Source organism: Campylobacter hyointestinalis subsp. lawsonii (assembly GCF_013372165.1).
Taxonomy (GTDB): Bacteria; Campylobacterota; Campylobacteria; order Campylobacterales; family Campylobacteraceae; genus Campylobacter; species Campylobacter lawsonii.
Genome location: NZ_CP053828.1, coordinates 1,059,061 through 1,074,200, shown reverse-complemented (window position 1 = coordinate 1,074,200; position 15,140 = coordinate 1,059,061). Strand labels below are relative to the sequence as shown.

Annotated in this window: 13 protein-coding genes; 8 read left to right on the top strand and 5 right to left on the bottom strand. The window is 34.0% G+C overall.

The features are described from left to right. Window positions 1-8: 8 nt before the first annotated feature. The 4 genes from CHLWT_RS05465 to CHLWT_RS05450 all read left to right on the top strand — a co-directional run bounded on the left by CHLWT_RS05465 (window position 9) and on the right by CHLWT_RS05450 (window position 3,482). Window positions 9-1,046 (top strand): D-alanine--D-alanine ligase, encoded by a 1,038-nt coding sequence (locus CHLWT_RS05465; protein WP_111949729.1) that lies wholly within the window; start codon window positions 9-11, stop codon window positions 1,044-1,046. A 66-nt stretch (window positions 1,047-1,112) separates the two neighbouring features. Then, window positions 1,113-1,349 carry a type II toxin-antitoxin system Phd/YefM family antitoxin gene (locus tag CHLWT_RS05460; RefSeq protein WP_034962834.1) on the top strand — a complete coding sequence of 79 codons (237 nt, stop codon included), beginning with the start codon at window positions 1,113-1,115 and terminating at the stop codon, window positions 1,347-1,349. Next, a complete protein-coding gene (locus CHLWT_RS05455; RefSeq protein WP_112000538.1) occupies window positions 1,339-2,055 on the top strand; it encodes an EstV family lipase in 717 nt (238 codons plus the stop codon). The genes CHLWT_RS05460 and CHLWT_RS05455 overlap by 11 nt, the downstream gene beginning before the upstream one ends. A gap of 2 nt (window positions 2,056-2,057) precedes the next feature. Further along, window positions 2,058-3,482 carry a Mur ligase family protein gene (locus CHLWT_RS05450; RefSeq protein ID WP_112000539.1) on the top strand — a complete coding sequence of 475 codons (1,425 nt, stop codon included), beginning with the start codon at window positions 2,058-2,060 and terminating at the stop codon, window positions 3,480-3,482. Window positions 3,483-3,607: 125 nt separating this feature from the next. Here CHLWT_RS05450 and CHLWT_RS05445 read toward each other — a convergent pair whose 3' ends face one another. The 4 genes from CHLWT_RS05445 to pta all read right to left on the bottom strand — a co-directional run bounded on the left by CHLWT_RS05445 (window position 3,608) and on the right by pta (window position 9,950). Continuing rightward, window positions 3,608-5,623, bottom strand: coding sequence for an autotransporter family protein (locus CHLWT_RS05445; protein WP_112000540.1), 2,016 nt, complete (start codon window positions 5,621-5,623; stop codon window positions 3,608-3,610). A 1,239-nt stretch (window positions 5,624-6,862) separates the two neighbouring features. Then, complete coding sequence (locus CHLWT_RS05440; RefSeq protein WP_112000541.1) at window positions 6,863-7,183, bottom strand: hypothetical protein; 321 nt, start codon at window positions 7,181-7,183, stop codon at window positions 6,863-6,865. Window positions 7,184-7,353: 170 nt separating this feature from the next. Next, window positions 7,354-8,553: an acetate kinase gene (locus CHLWT_RS05435; RefSeq protein WP_063998056.1), complete on the bottom strand. Its 1,200-nt coding sequence runs from the start codon at window positions 8,551-8,553 to the stop codon at window positions 7,354-7,356. Then, window positions 8,550-9,950 carry a phosphate acetyltransferase gene (gene pta / locus CHLWT_RS05430; RefSeq protein ID WP_112000542.1) on the bottom strand — a complete coding sequence of 467 codons (1,401 nt, stop codon included), beginning with the start codon at window positions 9,948-9,950 and terminating at the stop codon, window positions 8,550-8,552. The genes CHLWT_RS05435 and pta overlap by 4 nt, the downstream gene beginning before the upstream one ends. A 67-nt stretch (window positions 9,951-10,017) precedes the next feature. On the opposite strand from pta, the gene flgH reads away from it, so the two are divergent. The 4 genes from flgH (at window position 10,018) to lpxD (ending at window position 13,984) form a co-directional block, all read left to right on the top strand. Further along, entirely contained in the window at window positions 10,018-10,728 is a 711-nt protein-coding gene (gene flgH / locus CHLWT_RS05425) for a flagellar basal body L-ring protein FlgH (RefSeq protein WP_112000543.1), read from the top strand. Window positions 10,729-10,883: 155 nt separating this feature from the next. Then, window positions 10,884-12,560 (top strand): acetolactate synthase large subunit, encoded by a 1,677-nt coding sequence (locus CHLWT_RS05420; RefSeq protein ID WP_111949745.1) that lies wholly within the window; start codon window positions 10,884-10,886, stop codon window positions 12,558-12,560. 3 nt (window positions 12,561-12,563) lie between these two features. After that, window positions 12,564-13,025, top strand: coding sequence for an acetolactate synthase small subunit (gene ilvN, locus CHLWT_RS05415; protein ID WP_034963729.1), 462 nt, complete (start codon window positions 12,564-12,566; stop codon window positions 13,023-13,025). After that, window positions 13,025-13,984 (top strand): UDP-3-O-(3-hydroxymyristoyl)glucosamine N-acyltransferase, encoded by a 960-nt coding sequence (gene lpxD, locus CHLWT_RS05410; protein ID WP_112000544.1) that lies wholly within the window; start codon window positions 13,025-13,027, stop codon window positions 13,982-13,984. Before ilvN ends, lpxD begins: the two co-directional genes overlap by 1 nt. A 202-nt stretch (window positions 13,985-14,186) precedes the next feature. Here the strand turns inward: lpxD and CHLWT_RS05405 are convergent, their stop codons facing one another. Next, window positions 14,187-14,786 (bottom strand): DedA family protein, encoded by a 600-nt coding sequence (locus tag CHLWT_RS05405; RefSeq protein WP_112000545.1) that lies wholly within the window; start codon window positions 14,784-14,786, stop codon window positions 14,187-14,189. Window positions 14,787-15,140 lie beyond the last annotated feature (354 nt).

Below are 15,140 nucleotides of genomic sequence, written 5' to 3'. Positions count from 1 at the left end.
GAAATTTGATGAAATTTGGTATAGTATTTGGTGGAAATAGTTTTGAGCACGAGATAAGTATAGTTTCAGCTGTGTCAGTTAAAAATGTTTTAAAAGCCGATCTTAGCTTTATATTTGTAGATAAATTTAGAGATTTTTATCTGATAGATAAAAAAGATATGAGAGCAAATTTCTTTAGTAGTGGCAAGTATAAAAACTCTAAAAAGCTATATTTACAACAAGGTGGTTTTGCCACTCATTCATTTTTTGGAATGAAAAAACTTGATATTGAGTGTTATATAAATTTAATCCACGGAAGTGATGGAGAAGATGGCAAGATCGCTGGTATGTTTGAGTTTTATGGTCTTAAGTTTATAGGCCCACGACTTGAAGCGAGCGTGCTTAGTTTTAACAAAGAGCTTACTAAACTTTTAGCTTTAAAATGTGGTGTAAAAACACTGCCTTATGAGATGATAAAAAGAGATGATAAAATCAAAATGCAATTACCATTTATCCTAAAACCTGCTCGTCTTGGAAGTAGCATAGGAGTAAGTATAGTGCATAATCTTAGTGAGCTTGAGTATGCTTTGGACGTGGCTTTTGAGTTTGATAGTGATATCTTAGTGGAGCCTTTTATGAGTGGCATTAGAGAGTTTAATCTAGCTGGATTTAGGGTTGGCGATGAGTTTGAGTTTTCGCTCATAGAAGAGCCGACAAAAAAAGAATTTCTTGATTTTGAGCAAAAATATATGAGTTTTTCAAGTCGCACTTCAGTAGAAGCAAGTATCAGCGAAGAGTTAAAAGAGGGCATAAAAAAAGCTTTTATGGATATTTATGATGGCGGAAACTTTGATGGCGCTCTAATAAGGTGTGATTTTTTTGTATATGAAAATGAAATTTATCTAAATGAGATAAATCCAAACCCAGGAAGTATGGCAAACTATCTATTTGCTGACTTTAGCACTTCAGTGCAAAAACTAGCTAACTCTATAAAATTACCTAAAAATATACAGATTGATTATAAATTTATACACTCCATAACAAGTAATAAAGGCAAACTAAACTGATACTTTAAAATGTTTTAAGCCAAATTTATGTAGAATTTTGTGTAAAATTCTACATAAGGACGCAATATGGCTACATTTAGTAAAAACGAAGTATATACTGCCACAGAGGTCGTTAGAAATTTCAGCTCTATCCTTACAAAAGTTTCAAAAGCCGAGATGAAAAGAGCTTTTATAGTTAAAAACAATCGCTTTGAAGCTGTGCTTTTAAATATGGATGAGTATGAAAGACTAAATGAAGCCGTAGTTTTGCTAGAAGCTATTTATACAACAAAAAAAGTAAAAAAGGAAGAAGATGGCAAGTAAAGAAGTAACTATCAAAAGTCATAAATACACTATTAGCTATGAGATATTTAATCCTACTTTGGAGCCTTGCATACTCATACTTCACGGTTGGGGTGCAAATAAAGAGATAATGAAAAAGGCTTTTTTACCATATTTTACAAATTTAAAACAAATTTATATCGATCTTCCCGGCTTTGGAAATAGCCCTCTAAATCATCCTTTATATACGAAAGATTATGCTAATATCGTTCGAGAGTTTTTAAACAAGCTTGATCTTAAGCCTGAGTTTATCCTAGGCCATAGTTTTGGTGGCAAAGTAGCGACTTTGCTAAATCCACCAAATTTAATACTTCTTAGCAGTGCTGGAATCATTCAAAAGAAGCCATTTTTAGTAAGACTTAAGATCAAAATATTTAAATTTTTAAAGCTTATCGGTTTTGGTAAATTTTATAAATTTTTTGCGTCAAAAGACGTAGCTGGAATGAGTAAAGAGATGTATGAGACGCTAAAAAATGTTGTTGATGAGAATTTCTATAATATTTTTAAAAATTACAAAGGCAAAGCTTATCTGTTTTGGGGTAAAGAAGACAGAGCAACGCCTTTAAAAAGTGGCGAAGAAATAGCAAGAATCATCAAAAATAGCGAATTCTATCCACTAAGTGGAGATCATTTTTTCTTTTTACTTCACGCAGAGTTTATCACAAAAACCATTCAAAACAGAGATTAAAAATGCTAGAAAATATATACTTACTTGCCTCTACTCTTCTTTTTACGCTAGGGCTTGGCTACTACCTTATAACTGCTTTGCAGTGGTTTAGCTATAAGTGGGAGCGTATCTTATTGCACTACACAAAGCCACTTTGGCATTTGTATTTTGCTATTATACCATTTGGAGTTTTTGCGATTTTTAGCACTTTTTGGTCAAGCTTAACTCCTATTTTTGCAGGTTTATATCTTGTTGTTCTGTTTTTTTGGCAAAGAAAACTTGATAAAAAACTTGTATTTACAAGTAGGATAAAACGATTTTTTTGCTTTTTGATCTCTGCTTTTTTGATTTTTAGTTATTTTTTGCTAAATCAAATTTTGGTTTTAGTTTTCTCACTTGCTATCTCATTTTTACTTATGGAGTTTTACGAAAAACTTTTATATATCAAATTTAAAAATAGTGCCAAAAACAAGCTTGCTTCTATGCCTGATCTAAAGATAGTTTTGATAACGGCAAGTTTTGGTAAAACTAGTATGAAAAACTTTTGCGCGTCTTTGCTTGAAAAAGATTTCAATGTCCTAAAAACCCCTCGCAGTGTAAATACTCTAGCAGGTATCATAAAAGATATAAATGAAAATCTTACGCCAAACACTCAAATTTACATAGCCGAAGCAGGAGCTAGGCTTAAAGGTGACATAAAAGATATCGCTCAGTTTTTAAACCCGCATTTTGTCATCGTAGGAGAGATAGGAGCTATGCATATAGAGTATTTTAAAAGCTTAGAAAATATCCGTAGCACAAAGCTTGAAGCACTTGTCAGTAAAAACTTAGAATATGCGTTTTTGCATAGCACGACTTTAAAAAAAGATGATGAAAAAACTTGTATTTATGACAATAAAGTCAGTGATATAAGTGCAAATCTAGATGGTATTAAATTTAAGCTAAATGATACTTGGTTTAGCTCAAAACTTTTAGGCGCATTTAACGCGCAAAATATCGCCGCTTCTGTTTTACTAGCGTTAAAACTTGGCGTAAAACAAGACACTTTAAAGATGAGCGTTTTAAATTTAAAAAATGTAGAGCATAGGCTAGAGAGACTTGATGCTGGTGGAAAAATCATCATCGATGATAGTTTTAACGGAAATTTAAAAGGTATGAAACAAAGCTATGAGCTAGTAAAAAGTTATAGTGGTAGAAAGATTTTGCTTACTCCTGGTATCGTCGAAGCAGACGATGAGCTAAATGAAGAGCTATCTAAAAGCATAAATGAAATTTTTGACGTAGTCGTGATAACAAGTGGCATAAATGAGAAGGCTCTTACTAAATTTTTGAGTAATCCTGAAGTAATAATCCTAAAAGATAAGTCAAAAATACAAGAGTTTTTGAGCCAAAATACGACTAGTGGCGATCTTATACTTTTTAGTAACGACGCTCCAAGCTTTATATAATCAAGATAAATTTTTTATATGTTGGTATAGATCACAAGAGAATTGCAACTCTTGCGATCAAAAGGAGAGAAATGACCGCCATCAAAAGATGGCAGTTTAATTAGCATTCTAAGATACCTAGTATATTAGAATTTATATTTTAAGCCTAGGCTTCCATTGACGTATCTATCGTCTCCGTTTGTTTTAAAACCAGCACTTACAGTAGCAGAGAAGTCTTTTGTCACTGCATACTCGCCACCTGCTATCACTTTAGCATAAGTATCTTTTGTCTCATCTGCTTGTGTAGTAAATGAAGTGCTAGCGCCTCTAAATTTAGACACCAAGTCATCTCTGCTTACGCTAAGTTCTTGCTCAACGCTAGGAGTTACAAACATAAAGCTTCCGTCACTTAGGTATTTTCTAAGCTCTACACCTAAGTTTGCACTAAGAGTTGAACCATCTATTTTGTCAAAATCTTGACCCATTACAGCATTGCTTAGAGTAAAGCTATCGTTTTTGTTGTATGCGTAATTTAGTCCGATAAATGGTTTGATAAATAGGCTATTTTGAGCTTTAACTACATAACCGTAAGTCGCAGCTAAATTTATAAATTTAGAATCATAATCGCCACTTAGATACTCATTTAGAAGCTTATAGTTGTTTATATCGTTTTTACCTATACCAAAGCTTAGTGTAGTATCAACCTCGCTATCGCCAAGGTAAGCACGACTATAAATTCCAAGCTCAAAGTTGTCTGCTTCACTCTCTAAATAGCTTGTATCTAGACTTGATTTTGCATAAGTGAAGTATGAACCAACCAAGAAGTTATCAAAACTTCTATCATATCCTACGCTAAATCCATAAAGTTTTGGATCGCCATTATCTGTGTATCCTTTAGCTCCTATGACGTTTGCATATACAGAGTTATCATAGTTAAATCTATCTGTGTATTCTTTTATGATACTTGATAGTGCAGAGTTGTCGCCACTTGCTACCTCTAAGCCGTCCATATTTTTTATAGCACTAGCTAAAGCAAGATCTTTGCTATATGGAGTGCTAAGTTTAGCAAGTCTAGTCATAGTATTTGTTTGGTTTGTCATAGATAAAGCAGCAGCTGGAGCGTTAAAACCACCGCCTATAACATTGCTTAGAGAGTTGCTTGCTTCTCTGATAGGTTTTTCTATCTGCTCTGCGATATCTTGAGCTATAGTTGCATCTGTAACAGCTCCGTTTACATCTGTAGTTACTAAATTTATATTATTAACTACCAAGTTTTTCAAACCAGCTTCATCTAGCGATTTTACTACATTTGATTTACTGTTTTTTGCTACATCTGCAAATGAACTACCAACGGCTACTCTATTTAGCTGCTTTTTCATTTCGTTTAAAGCTGCTATAAGTTCGTTATAAGCTTGTATTTGCGCATCTGTTATAGTATTATCAGCTAATAAACTTTGTAGTGTTACTGCATCATAATTTGTAGTGTCTATAGTGATACCTGTACCTGCAAGACCAGTTATTGTGGCGTTTGTTATCGTAGTGCCTTTTGCTGTTTCTAAATTAGTTCCAGCGTTTAATTTAGCCACATTAGCTGCTGCTAATACTTTAATCTTTGCATTAGCTATAGCTAATTGTTTAGTATATTCTGCATATTCTTTTGCGTATTCTTTTTGATGTTCTGGTGTAAAAACAGCACTATTTGCAGCAACTAAACCATTACTAATAAAACCAAGATCAACTCCTGCATTTCTAAAAGTTTTATTTAACGCATCTGCTTTAGCTACGAAATCATCAATAACTTTTACTATTTTTGGTTGAAGTGCTTGTAATGCTTTTAGATTTGCATCTGCAGCTGCTTTTGTGGCACCAGTACCAGTTGCGTCTTTGTATATGGTATTAATTAGATCATATACAGTTGGTTGATCTTTGCCTGCTGCTACGTTTGTAGCTAGTAAATCATTTGCTAGATCAGTATTTAGAGTTGCGTAAATTTTAGAAGCATTTTCGGCTACATTTTTTATATCAAAGTTGCCTTTAGCATCTTTTGCTGCTATATTAGAAAATAGTGTTTTAATATCACTAGCAACTTTTGCAGCGAGAGCTTTTGCATCAGCTTGTTTATCTGCTTTTATTTTAATGTCATTTTTGCCGTCATTTATCAATACGCCTTGTTCTGCATTTACAGCGGTTGCTACATTTGCTCCAGCACCAGTGAATGATAAATCTTTTGTGGCTTTTGTGAATTCATCAGCTAAATCTTGTATCTGCTTAGCAGAATTTTTAAAATTTGCTATATCTGTTGCAAATTGTGTTTTATAACTGCTAGCGTCATTAGCGTTGTTTAAAGCTTGAGAGTAATCACCTAGAACCCGCGCTTTATTGGGATTAATGTCTGCTGCTAAAAGGCTCGACCCCCCCCCATTGTCATAAGCGCTGAAGCCAGCACCAAAGAAAGTTTAAATCCTTTCATAATTTCTCCTTAAAAATTTATTGAATAGGGCGAAAGTATAGCATATAAATAGCATAAAAAGCAATTTTTGTTTAAAATTTATTTTCGATAACGAATATTGCATACTTTGAATGTTTCATAATGCAGTGTTTGGATATGGGGGGGGGTAGGAAGAAAGTGATTTTTTTAAAATTTAATGACTTTTTTATATTTTCTTAAGAAAAAATGGTAAATTTGTAAAAGTAAAAACGTATAATATTGCTCTTGATAATACTAATAAAAATTCTTTTCTTTAAGGGACAGGGGAAACTAAAATTTGAAAGCCAAAACAGTTTCCCCTATCCCTTAAAAATCCCAACCCCTTCCCAGTTTGGCATTTTTATTTTTATTTTTTAATTCGCAGGTGAGCTTAGCTCACCTTTGCGACCAAAGTTTAGCACTTTCATAGAAACCTCGGCTAAAGCCGTCGCATTCGCTTGTTTTGGAAACGCACTAAAGTTATCCGTCCGGCTAAAGCGGACTAAATTTAGGTTTTTTTACTTCGCACGGCAAATTTATAAATTGTATTTGCTAAATTTGATTTTTAAATTTCTATTGGCTATGAGTTATGGCGTAATTTTGTTGTTGAGCTGTGAAAGACTTGAAACTATACAGATTTTTTAAAATTTATGCTTAAAATCGCACTTATTAATAGGCGTTTTCTCGTGTGGTAATTTTTATAATCTCTATTGTTAAAATATCATTTTCTACAATTCCGATAATCCTATAGTCTTTAATTTTTCAACGATAATGTTTTTCATATCCTTGAAGTTTTTTACAATTTGGTAGCCTTGTAGGATTGTCCGATTTAGCTAGTTTTGTGTCTAAAAATAGTCTAATTAAATGAATATTTTTGGGTCTCCTTTGAATTGTTTTGATAAATATTTATCTACATTTTTAGGAATTATTATTTTCATTTTATAATTCCTTTTGGTTCATTATTATTTAATAATGCTTCTAGTTCATTTTTTAGCTGTTCTTGCTCTAATTTTGGTAAATTATCAAAGCTTTTTTTGATTGTATTAAGTGCAGGTGAAGTTTCAATCGTGTAGTTTTTTTCTTTATTAAGTTTTTCATTTAGTTTTGCTTTTAAAAACTTAATTAGCTCTTTGCTATCTTTTAATTTTTCTTGTAATTCAGCTTTTAATTTGGCTTCTTTTTTTTCAGCATTTAGTAAAGAATTTAAAAGCTGTCTTTCATTCATATTTGAATATTTTGCATAATCAATTGCCATATTTATCCTTTTTTGCTTGAATTATAGCGAACTTGTAAGCTAAAATACAAGCAAAAAAAAGAATAAAATTTAAATTTGATATGTTAAAAACTCTGTTTTTATAGTTTGCTAGACCGCCAAGTCAAGCGACCTGTCTTTTGTCTAGCTCATCTAAAGTTTAAATTTATTTGCTATTTTAAATTTTCGATGATACGAACAGTATCTTCAGCGATAGCTAGCTCTTCATCAGTAGGCACTATGATGATACGGACTTTAGTCTCAGGTAGCCCAACTCTTCTAGGTTCGTCTAACAAGACGCTATTTTTATTTTTATCCATTCTGATACCAAAAATCTCTAAACCGCTACAAACGGCTTCTCTGATCCTAGCATCGTTTTCGCCGATACCTGCTGTAAATATGATAGCGTTTATCTCGCCAAGAATTGCTATATATGCGCCTATATATTTTTTGATACGCAATACAAACATATCAAAAGCGAGTTTGGCATTTTCATCGCCTGCGTCCATTTTAGCTTCTATCTCACGCATATCATTTGTGCCACTTATAGCTAAAAGTCCGCTTTTTTTGTTCATTATGGTATCTATCTCTTCGCCACTTAAATTTGCATTTTTCATCAGAAACGGAACTATAGCAGGGTCGATACTGCCACACCTTGTCCCCATCATAAGTCCCTCAAGAGGCGTAAGACCCATACTTGTATCTATACATTTTCCGTCTTTTATGGCTGTTATGCTTGCACCACTTCCAAGGTGCAGCGTAATACAGCTAAACTTATCAAAATCAATTCCTAGTATCTTTGCACCTTGCCTTGCTACAAAGTTGTGGCTAGTTCCGTGTGCGCCATAACGTCTTATTTTGTATTTTTCATAAAACTCTAAAGGAAGCGGATACATATATGAGCTTTTTGGCATAGTTTGATGAAATACAGTATCAAAAACTGCTACGTTTGGAATGTCTGGTCTGACTTTTAAAGTCTCTTTCATACCGGCAAGATGAGCGGGGTTGTGAAGTGGGGCTAGAGGGATTAACTCTTCAATTGTTTTCATAACTTTTTCGTCTATCAAAACAGCATCATCAAAGAGATCAGCACCTTGAACTACTCTGTGTCCTACGCCGTCTATCTCATCTAAGCTTTTTAGTGTGTGACTGACAAATAAAAGCTCATTCATTATATCTATGCCGATACCGTGATTTTCAATCTCTCCAAATTTTTCGAAGCTTTCACCGGTTTTTAGGACTATTAGTTTTGCGTGTGAGTTTTTAGAGCCTATCTGTTCTATCAAGCCTTTACAAATAGCTATTTTGTTTTGCATATCATAAAGTTTAAATTTGATAGAGCTACTACCTGAGTTTATAACTAAGATTTTCATATGTTTTCTCCTTGAGATTGAATTGCACTAATTAGGACGGTATTTACTATATCTTCTACCAAACAGCCGCGGCTTAGGTCATTTACTGGTTTGTTTAGTCCTTGAAGTATAGGTCCGATAGCAACGGCGTTTGCACTTCTTTGGACGGCTTTATACGTGATATTTCCACAATTTAAATTTGGAAATATAAATGTATTTGCGACTCCTGCGACTTTTGAGTTTGGAAGTTTCTTTTTAGCCACGCCTAAATCTACTGCGGCATCAAACTGGATAGGGCCTTCGATATCTAAATTTGGTGCTAGGGCTTTGGCCTTTTGTGTAGCAGTTTCAACAAATTTTACGTCTTCCCCGCTTCCGCTACTGCCTGTTGAGTAGCTGAGCATAGCGACTTTAGGTTCTAAACCAAAATCACGTGCCGTTTTGGCTGTACTTATAGCTATGCTAGCAAGCTGATCGGCTGTAGGATTAGGCGTGATGGCGCAGTCTGCAAAAAGCTGAATTTTGGTATCTAAACACATTATAAAACTACCACTAACTGTGCTAATGCCCGGTTTCATTTTTATAAATTGAAGTGCTGGTCTTATAGTCTCTGCTGTAGTAGTGCTAGCTCCACTTACCATAGCATCGCATATGCCCTTATATACTAGCATAGTTCCAAAATACGTTCTATCTTTCATAAGCTCACTAGCTTTTTCTTTAGTCATTCCTTTTTCGCGTCTAAGTTCGTATAAAGTAGTGGCAAATTCATCGCTAAGATCACTATTTTGCGGATCATAGACCTTTATATCTTCTAAATTTAGTCCGTATTGACGAGCTTTTTTGTTTATTTGGTATTTATCACCTAAAAGGACTATATTTACTGCTTTGTTTTCAAGCAAGATAGCAGATGCTTTGAGTATGCGTTCATCGTCACTTTCAGGTAGGACTACTGTTTTTAAATTTGACCTAGCTTTTTTATAAAGTAGATTTTCAAATCTAAGAGGCGTCATAGCGTTGCTACTAGTGCTAAATATCTCTTCTATATCATTTAAAACAGTGAAATTTAGCGTCCCTTTTTTAAATTTGGTATCTTTTGAAAGTAGGAATGGCGCATTTAAATTTCTAGCTAAGCTATCGTCTAGAGTTTCTATAAATCCACCTACTACTATAATGAAATCAGCGTCTATTTTGTCAAATTCTGTTATAACGTTTTTGATTAGTTCATTTTGTTTTGAATTTAGTAAATATAATTTTGCTTGATTTTCTTCAAAAATAGTGTTACTATTTTTCACATTATTTTCTCCGATAGGTAGAAATGTGACAATTTTCTTATACGTACTGCTTAATTTTTCCAACAATTTTTGTTTAAAATCTTCATTTCTAAAGTCTGAATTTAAAACATAAATAGCCCTTAGCATACTCTTCTCCTAGTTTTGGAACTTAATTTGCTTAAGCATTGTAGCATATTTATATTTAAGGTATATTATGAAAACAAAATATATTTTTATTTCAATTTTGTCTGTGTTTGCGTTTGCAGGTTGTGCTACTGGCACTGATCCAAAGATATCTATGCAACCCCCTGTTTATGTAGAAGAGCTACCATCAAGAGAGAACGGACTTGGACAAAGCAATCTAGGAAGTCTGTTTGGTAGAGGGGATAATCCGCTATTTTCAGATAGAAAAGCTATGAATGTCAATGATATAGTAACTGTAGTCATAGAAGAAACTACAAGTCAAACATCAAAGGCAAATAAAGCTACTGAAAGAGATAGCACTATATCTTTAAACGGCGGAGCATTTACTACGCCAGAGGGCTCACCGCTTAGCGGACCTTTAAGAGATGTCAATAAAATAGCAGGAATTGGATTTAGCGGTGGTGGCTCAAATCAATACAGCGGAAGCGGTAGTAATAGCAGAGACGAGGCATTTAATACGACTATTTCAGCTAGAATCATAAAAGTTTTAAATAATGGAAATTATTTTATAGAAGGCAGTAAAGAACTTCTTGTAAATAATGAAAAGCAGATCATACAAATAAGTGGAGTTATAAGACCTTATGATATCAGCCAAAAAAATGAGATAGAGTCAAAATACATAGCTGATGCCAAAATTCTCTATAAAACAGAAGGCGAGATAGCGCGTGCTACTAAAAAACCTTGGGGAACAAGTCTTTTAGAAGCTATCTGGCCTTTTTAATTTCTTGTATATGACCTAATTTATTTAGTAAATGTGTAAAAAACACACATTTACTACTATAAATTTGGTTTTTTATCTTATATTTTTATACTCTTTTAATTTTACTTAACTAAACTAACGTTATAATTTTGGCATTTTTATACAAAGGTGGAATTATGAAAAAATTAAATGGTTCACAGATGATTAGTGAAGCATTAAAGCACGAAGGAGTTAGTGTTGTTTTTGGCTATCCTGGTGGGGCAGCTTTAAATATATATGATGAGACTTATAAGCAAAATTATTTTACTCATATACTTACTCGTCACGAACAAGCAGCAGTTCATGCAGCTGATGGATATGCTAGAGCTACAGGAAAAGTGGGTGTTGCTTTTGTTACAAGTGGTCCTGGTTTTACAAATGCCGTCACAGGACTTGCTACTGCTTATGCTGATTCGATTCCACTGGTGCTCATAAGCGGTCAAGTCGCATTGCCGCTCATAGGTACAGATGCCTTTCAAGAGATAGATGCGGTAGGCATTTCGCGTCCTTGTGTAAAACATAATTTTTTAGTTAAGACAGTAGATGAACTTCCACTTGTGCTAAAACAAGCTTTTTATATAGCAAGGTCTGGCAGACCAGGACCTGTGCATATAGATATACCAAAAGACGTTACTGCTGCAATAGGCGAGTTTAAATACCCTGATGAGATAAAGATGCAAACGTATAAACCAAATACAAAAGGTCATCCAAATCAGATCAAAAAAGCTTGTGAGGCCATAGCAAAATCAAAAAAACCTATAGTATATATAGGCGGTGGGGCTGTAAGTAGTAATTCAAGCGATGAGATAAGAAAATTTATATCAAAAACAAAGATACCAGCAGTAGAGACGCTTATGGCTCTTGGAGTTTTAAGAAGTGATGATGAGCTAAATTTAGGTATGGTAGGAATGCACGGAAGTTACGCTGCAAATATGGCTCTTAGCGAAGCTGATCTTATCATCTGTTTTGGCGCAAGATTTGATGATAGAGTAACTGGCAAACTTAGTGAATTTGGCAAAAACGCTAAAGTCATACACGTAGATATAGATCCAAGCAGTATCGGTAAGATAGTAAATGCTGAGTTTCCTATAGTCGGAGATCTAAAAAATGTTATGATAGAACTAAATAATAAAATAGATCTAGATCCTGCGAATTTCGCTTCGTGGAGAGATCAGATAAAAATCTACGAAAATCTTCATCCGCTTTGTTTTAAAGATAGCGATGATGTGCTAAAACCGCAGTGGGTAGTACAAAATATAGCTAACATAGTAGGCGATGATGCTATCATAGCAACAGATGTCGGACAGCACCAAATGTGGGTTGCGCAGTTTTATCCGTTTAATCATCCAAGACAGCTTCTTACAAGCGGTGGATTAGGCACTATGGGCTTTGGCCTACCTTCTGCTATGGGCGCAGCATTTGGAAGTGATAAGCCAGTCATCGCAGTAAGTGGGGACGGCGGATTTCTTATGAATGTTCAAGAGCTTATGACTTTGAGCGCTAATAAAAAAAGAGTTATAAATATAGTTTTAAATAACAACTTCTTAGGAATGGTTCGTCAGTGGCAAACATTTTTTTACGGCGGACGTTACTCAAATACAGATCTTGAGTTGCAGCCTGATTTTGTAAAAGTCTGCGAAGGCTTTGGCGGGATAGGATTTAGCGTAGAAACAAAAGATGAATTTAAAAAAGCCTTGCAAACAGCTTTAAAAAGCGATACTGTTAGCGTTATAGAAGTAAAGATAGATAGATTTGAAAACGTTTTACCGATGGTTCCAGCAGGTGCTGCGATCTATAATATGATTTTGGAGTAAGAGATGAGAAGAGTTATATCAGCTATAGTTTTAAATGAACACGGTGTTTTGAGCCGTATCGTCGGGCTATTTTCAGGGCGTGGATACAACATCGACTCGCTTACGGTTGCTCCTATCCCAGAAAGTGAGTTTTCAAGAGTAAATATCGTAACTAGCGGTGATGAGAGGGTTTTTGAACAGATAGTTAAACAGCTTCATAAGCTCATACCTACATATAAAGTCATAGATAGTGGCGAGTTTATCGAAAAAGAGATGGTTTTGGTAAAAATTTCATTGTCTGAGGACTTTAGCGGACTTGATGCGATACTAAAATCATATAATGGAAGCGTTGCAAATGCAAATGAAAACTATATCATAGTTATGGCATGCGATAACGCTAGTAGGATAGACTGCTTTATAAAAGTTATGAAAAAATATAATCCGGTTCAGATAGTTAGAAGTGGATCTGTGATGATGGAAATTTGATGAAATTAAGTGAAATTTATAAGATATTAGGGTTAGAATTTAGTGGAGCTGATATTGAAATTTTGGCTCTAAATTCGCTCGGACGTGCAAATGAAAATGAGCTAAGCTACTGCGATAGTCCAAAAAACGCTAAATTTATAAAAGAGAGTAGAGCTGGAGCTATTTTAGTGACTAAAGATTTGGCAAATTTAGTTAAAAGTAGAGCCGTAATAGTAGAAAATCCTCATCTTGCTTTTGCCTTGCTCTCAAAGCCGTTTTCTAAACCGCTTTTTTATCCAAAAGTAGAGCCTACCATAGATAGCACCGCAAAGATAATGCCAAATGTCTATATAGGAAGTAATGCTAAGATAGGTAAAAATGTTGTAGTTATGGCCGGAGCATATATCGGCGATAATGTTATCATAGGAGATGATAGCATAATCCATCCAAACGTAGTCATCTATAATAACTCAAAGGTTGGCAGTCGTTGTCATCTAAATGCGAATTGTGTTATAGGGAGTGATGGTTTTGGATTTGCACATACAAAGCTTGGAGAGCATATCAAAATATACCATAATGGTTGGGTAGAGATAGAAGATGACGTAGAGATCGGAGCTTGCACAACTATAGATCGTGGAGTTTTTGAACCAACTATCGTAAAACGCTACTCAAAAATAGACAATCTAGTTCAAATAGGTCATAATTGTGAGCTTGGATTTGGTTGTATTATAGTCTCTCAAGTAGGTCTTGCAGGAAGTAGCAAACTAGGTCGCAATGTAGTCATGGGCGGACAAAGTGCGACTGCAGGACATCTTAGTATAGGCGACTTTGCACAAGTCGCAGGTCGTGCAGGAGTGACGAAAGACTTACTTGGTGGCGAACAATACGCCGGATATCCAGTAATGCGACTTAAAGAGTGGTTTAAAATACAAGCTAAGATATTAAAAGAATTTGGGGTTAAAAGAAAATTTTCGCAATAGAAAACTCGTATGAGTTTTCGGCGAAAATTTGGAATAGCAAACAAATTTAACGCAATAGACTTTTTATCTTGCAGATGAGCTAGACAAAAGACAAGTCGCATGACTTGGCGGTCTAGCGAACAATAAAAGTAAAGCTACAAAAGCATGAAAATTTGAAATATTAAACAATTTAAAGCATTTGTTTTTTATATTAAGAAAAAAATTATTTTTCCTTTCTTTTGATATAAAGATAGACTGCTGTTATAAAAAATACTACAAATATCAGAGCTATGGTTATGATATGCAGATACTCTTTTATAAGCTCTTTTTGATCTCCAAGTATATATCCGATAGCCATAAGTATAGCAACCCAAATTCCAGCTCCTAGAGTTGTAAGCAGTGAAAATCTAAATATATTCATTTTAGCAAGTCCAGCAGGCAAGCTGATGTACTGACGAATTCCAGGAAGTAAGCGGCAATTAAAAGTCGATATCTCGCCGTATTTTTCAAAAAATGTTTCAAATTTTCTCATTTTTTCTTCGGTTATGCCGACGAATTTACCATATTTTTCTATAAAAGGACGTCCAAAAAAGTAACATAGATAATAATTAAACAGTGCTCCAAAAAGGCTTCCAAAAGCTCCTGATAAAAATGCTAAAAACATATTCATATCGCCTTTAAAAACTAGATAACCAGCTGGTATCATTACTACTTCACTAGGAAATGGAAAAAAACTACTCTCAAGCGCCATAAGTAAAAATATACCTATATATCCCCAGTCTGCGACTAGATCGACTAAAAAATTTATAATACTTTCTAGCATAAATTTATCCTTTTAAAAAGTGTGTATTTTACCCATATTTTTTAAATTTGGATTGTTTTTACACATAGTAATGCTATAAATAAAAATATAAATAAATTTATCCATATTAGCAAAGATAATGGTGTATTTTGCGATATGGATATCTTTACAAAAGTTTTTAAATTTAAATCTTCAAAAAAGACATTATCATATTTTTTAGCTAAAAATAGTTTTATTTTAAGTAAAATTTTATATACAAATAGCCAACATTATAAAAATATACTTTACAATGACAACAGGCTATTATAAAAAACTATCTTTTCTGTTGCAATTTTAGGCAGATTAGCTTCTAGCGCATTTTTTACTAGTTGGCAT

Bases quoted from the DNA above. Each gene is read 5' to 3' on its own strand.
- CHLWT_RS05455 (WP_112000538.1), top strand. From the start codon at position 1,339: ATGGCAAGTAAAGAAGTAACTATCAAAAGTCATAAATACACTATTAGC.
- CHLWT_RS05435 (WP_063998056.1), bottom strand. From the start codon at position 8,553: ATGAAAATCTTAGTTATAAACTCAGGTAGTAGCTCTATCAAATTTAAA.
- CHLWT_RS05405 (WP_112000545.1), bottom strand. From the start codon at position 14,786: ATGCTAGAAAGTATTATAAATTTTTTAGTCGATCTAGTCGCAGACTGG.
- CHLWT_RS05465 (WP_111949729.1), top strand. From the start codon at position 9: ATGAAATTTGGTATAGTATTTGGTGGAAATAGTTTTGAGCACGAGATA.
- CHLWT_RS05440 (WP_112000541.1), bottom strand. From the start codon at position 7,183: ATGGCAATTGATTATGCAAAATATTCAAATATGAATGAAAGACAGCTT.
- CHLWT_RS05450 (WP_112000539.1), top strand. From the start codon at position 2,058: ATGCTAGAAAATATATACTTACTTGCCTCTACTCTTCTTTTTACGCTA.
- flgH (WP_112000543.1), top strand. From the start codon at position 10,018: ATGAAAACAAAATATATTTTTATTTCAATTTTGTCTGTGTTTGCGTTT.
- CHLWT_RS05460 (WP_034962834.1), top strand. From the start codon at position 1,113: ATGGCTACATTTAGTAAAAACGAAGTATATACTGCCACAGAGGTCGTT.
- pta (WP_112000542.1), bottom strand. From the start codon at position 9,950: ATGCTAAGGGCTATTTATGTTTTAAATTCAGACTTTAGAAATGAAGAT.
- CHLWT_RS05420 (WP_111949745.1), top strand. From the start codon at position 10,884: ATGAAAAAATTAAATGGTTCACAGATGATTAGTGAAGCATTAAAGCAC.
- ilvN (WP_034963729.1), top strand. From the start codon at position 12,564: ATGAGAAGAGTTATATCAGCTATAGTTTTAAATGAACACGGTGTTTTG.
- lpxD (WP_112000544.1), top strand. From the start codon at position 13,025: ATGAAATTAAGTGAAATTTATAAGATATTAGGGTTAGAATTTAGTGGA.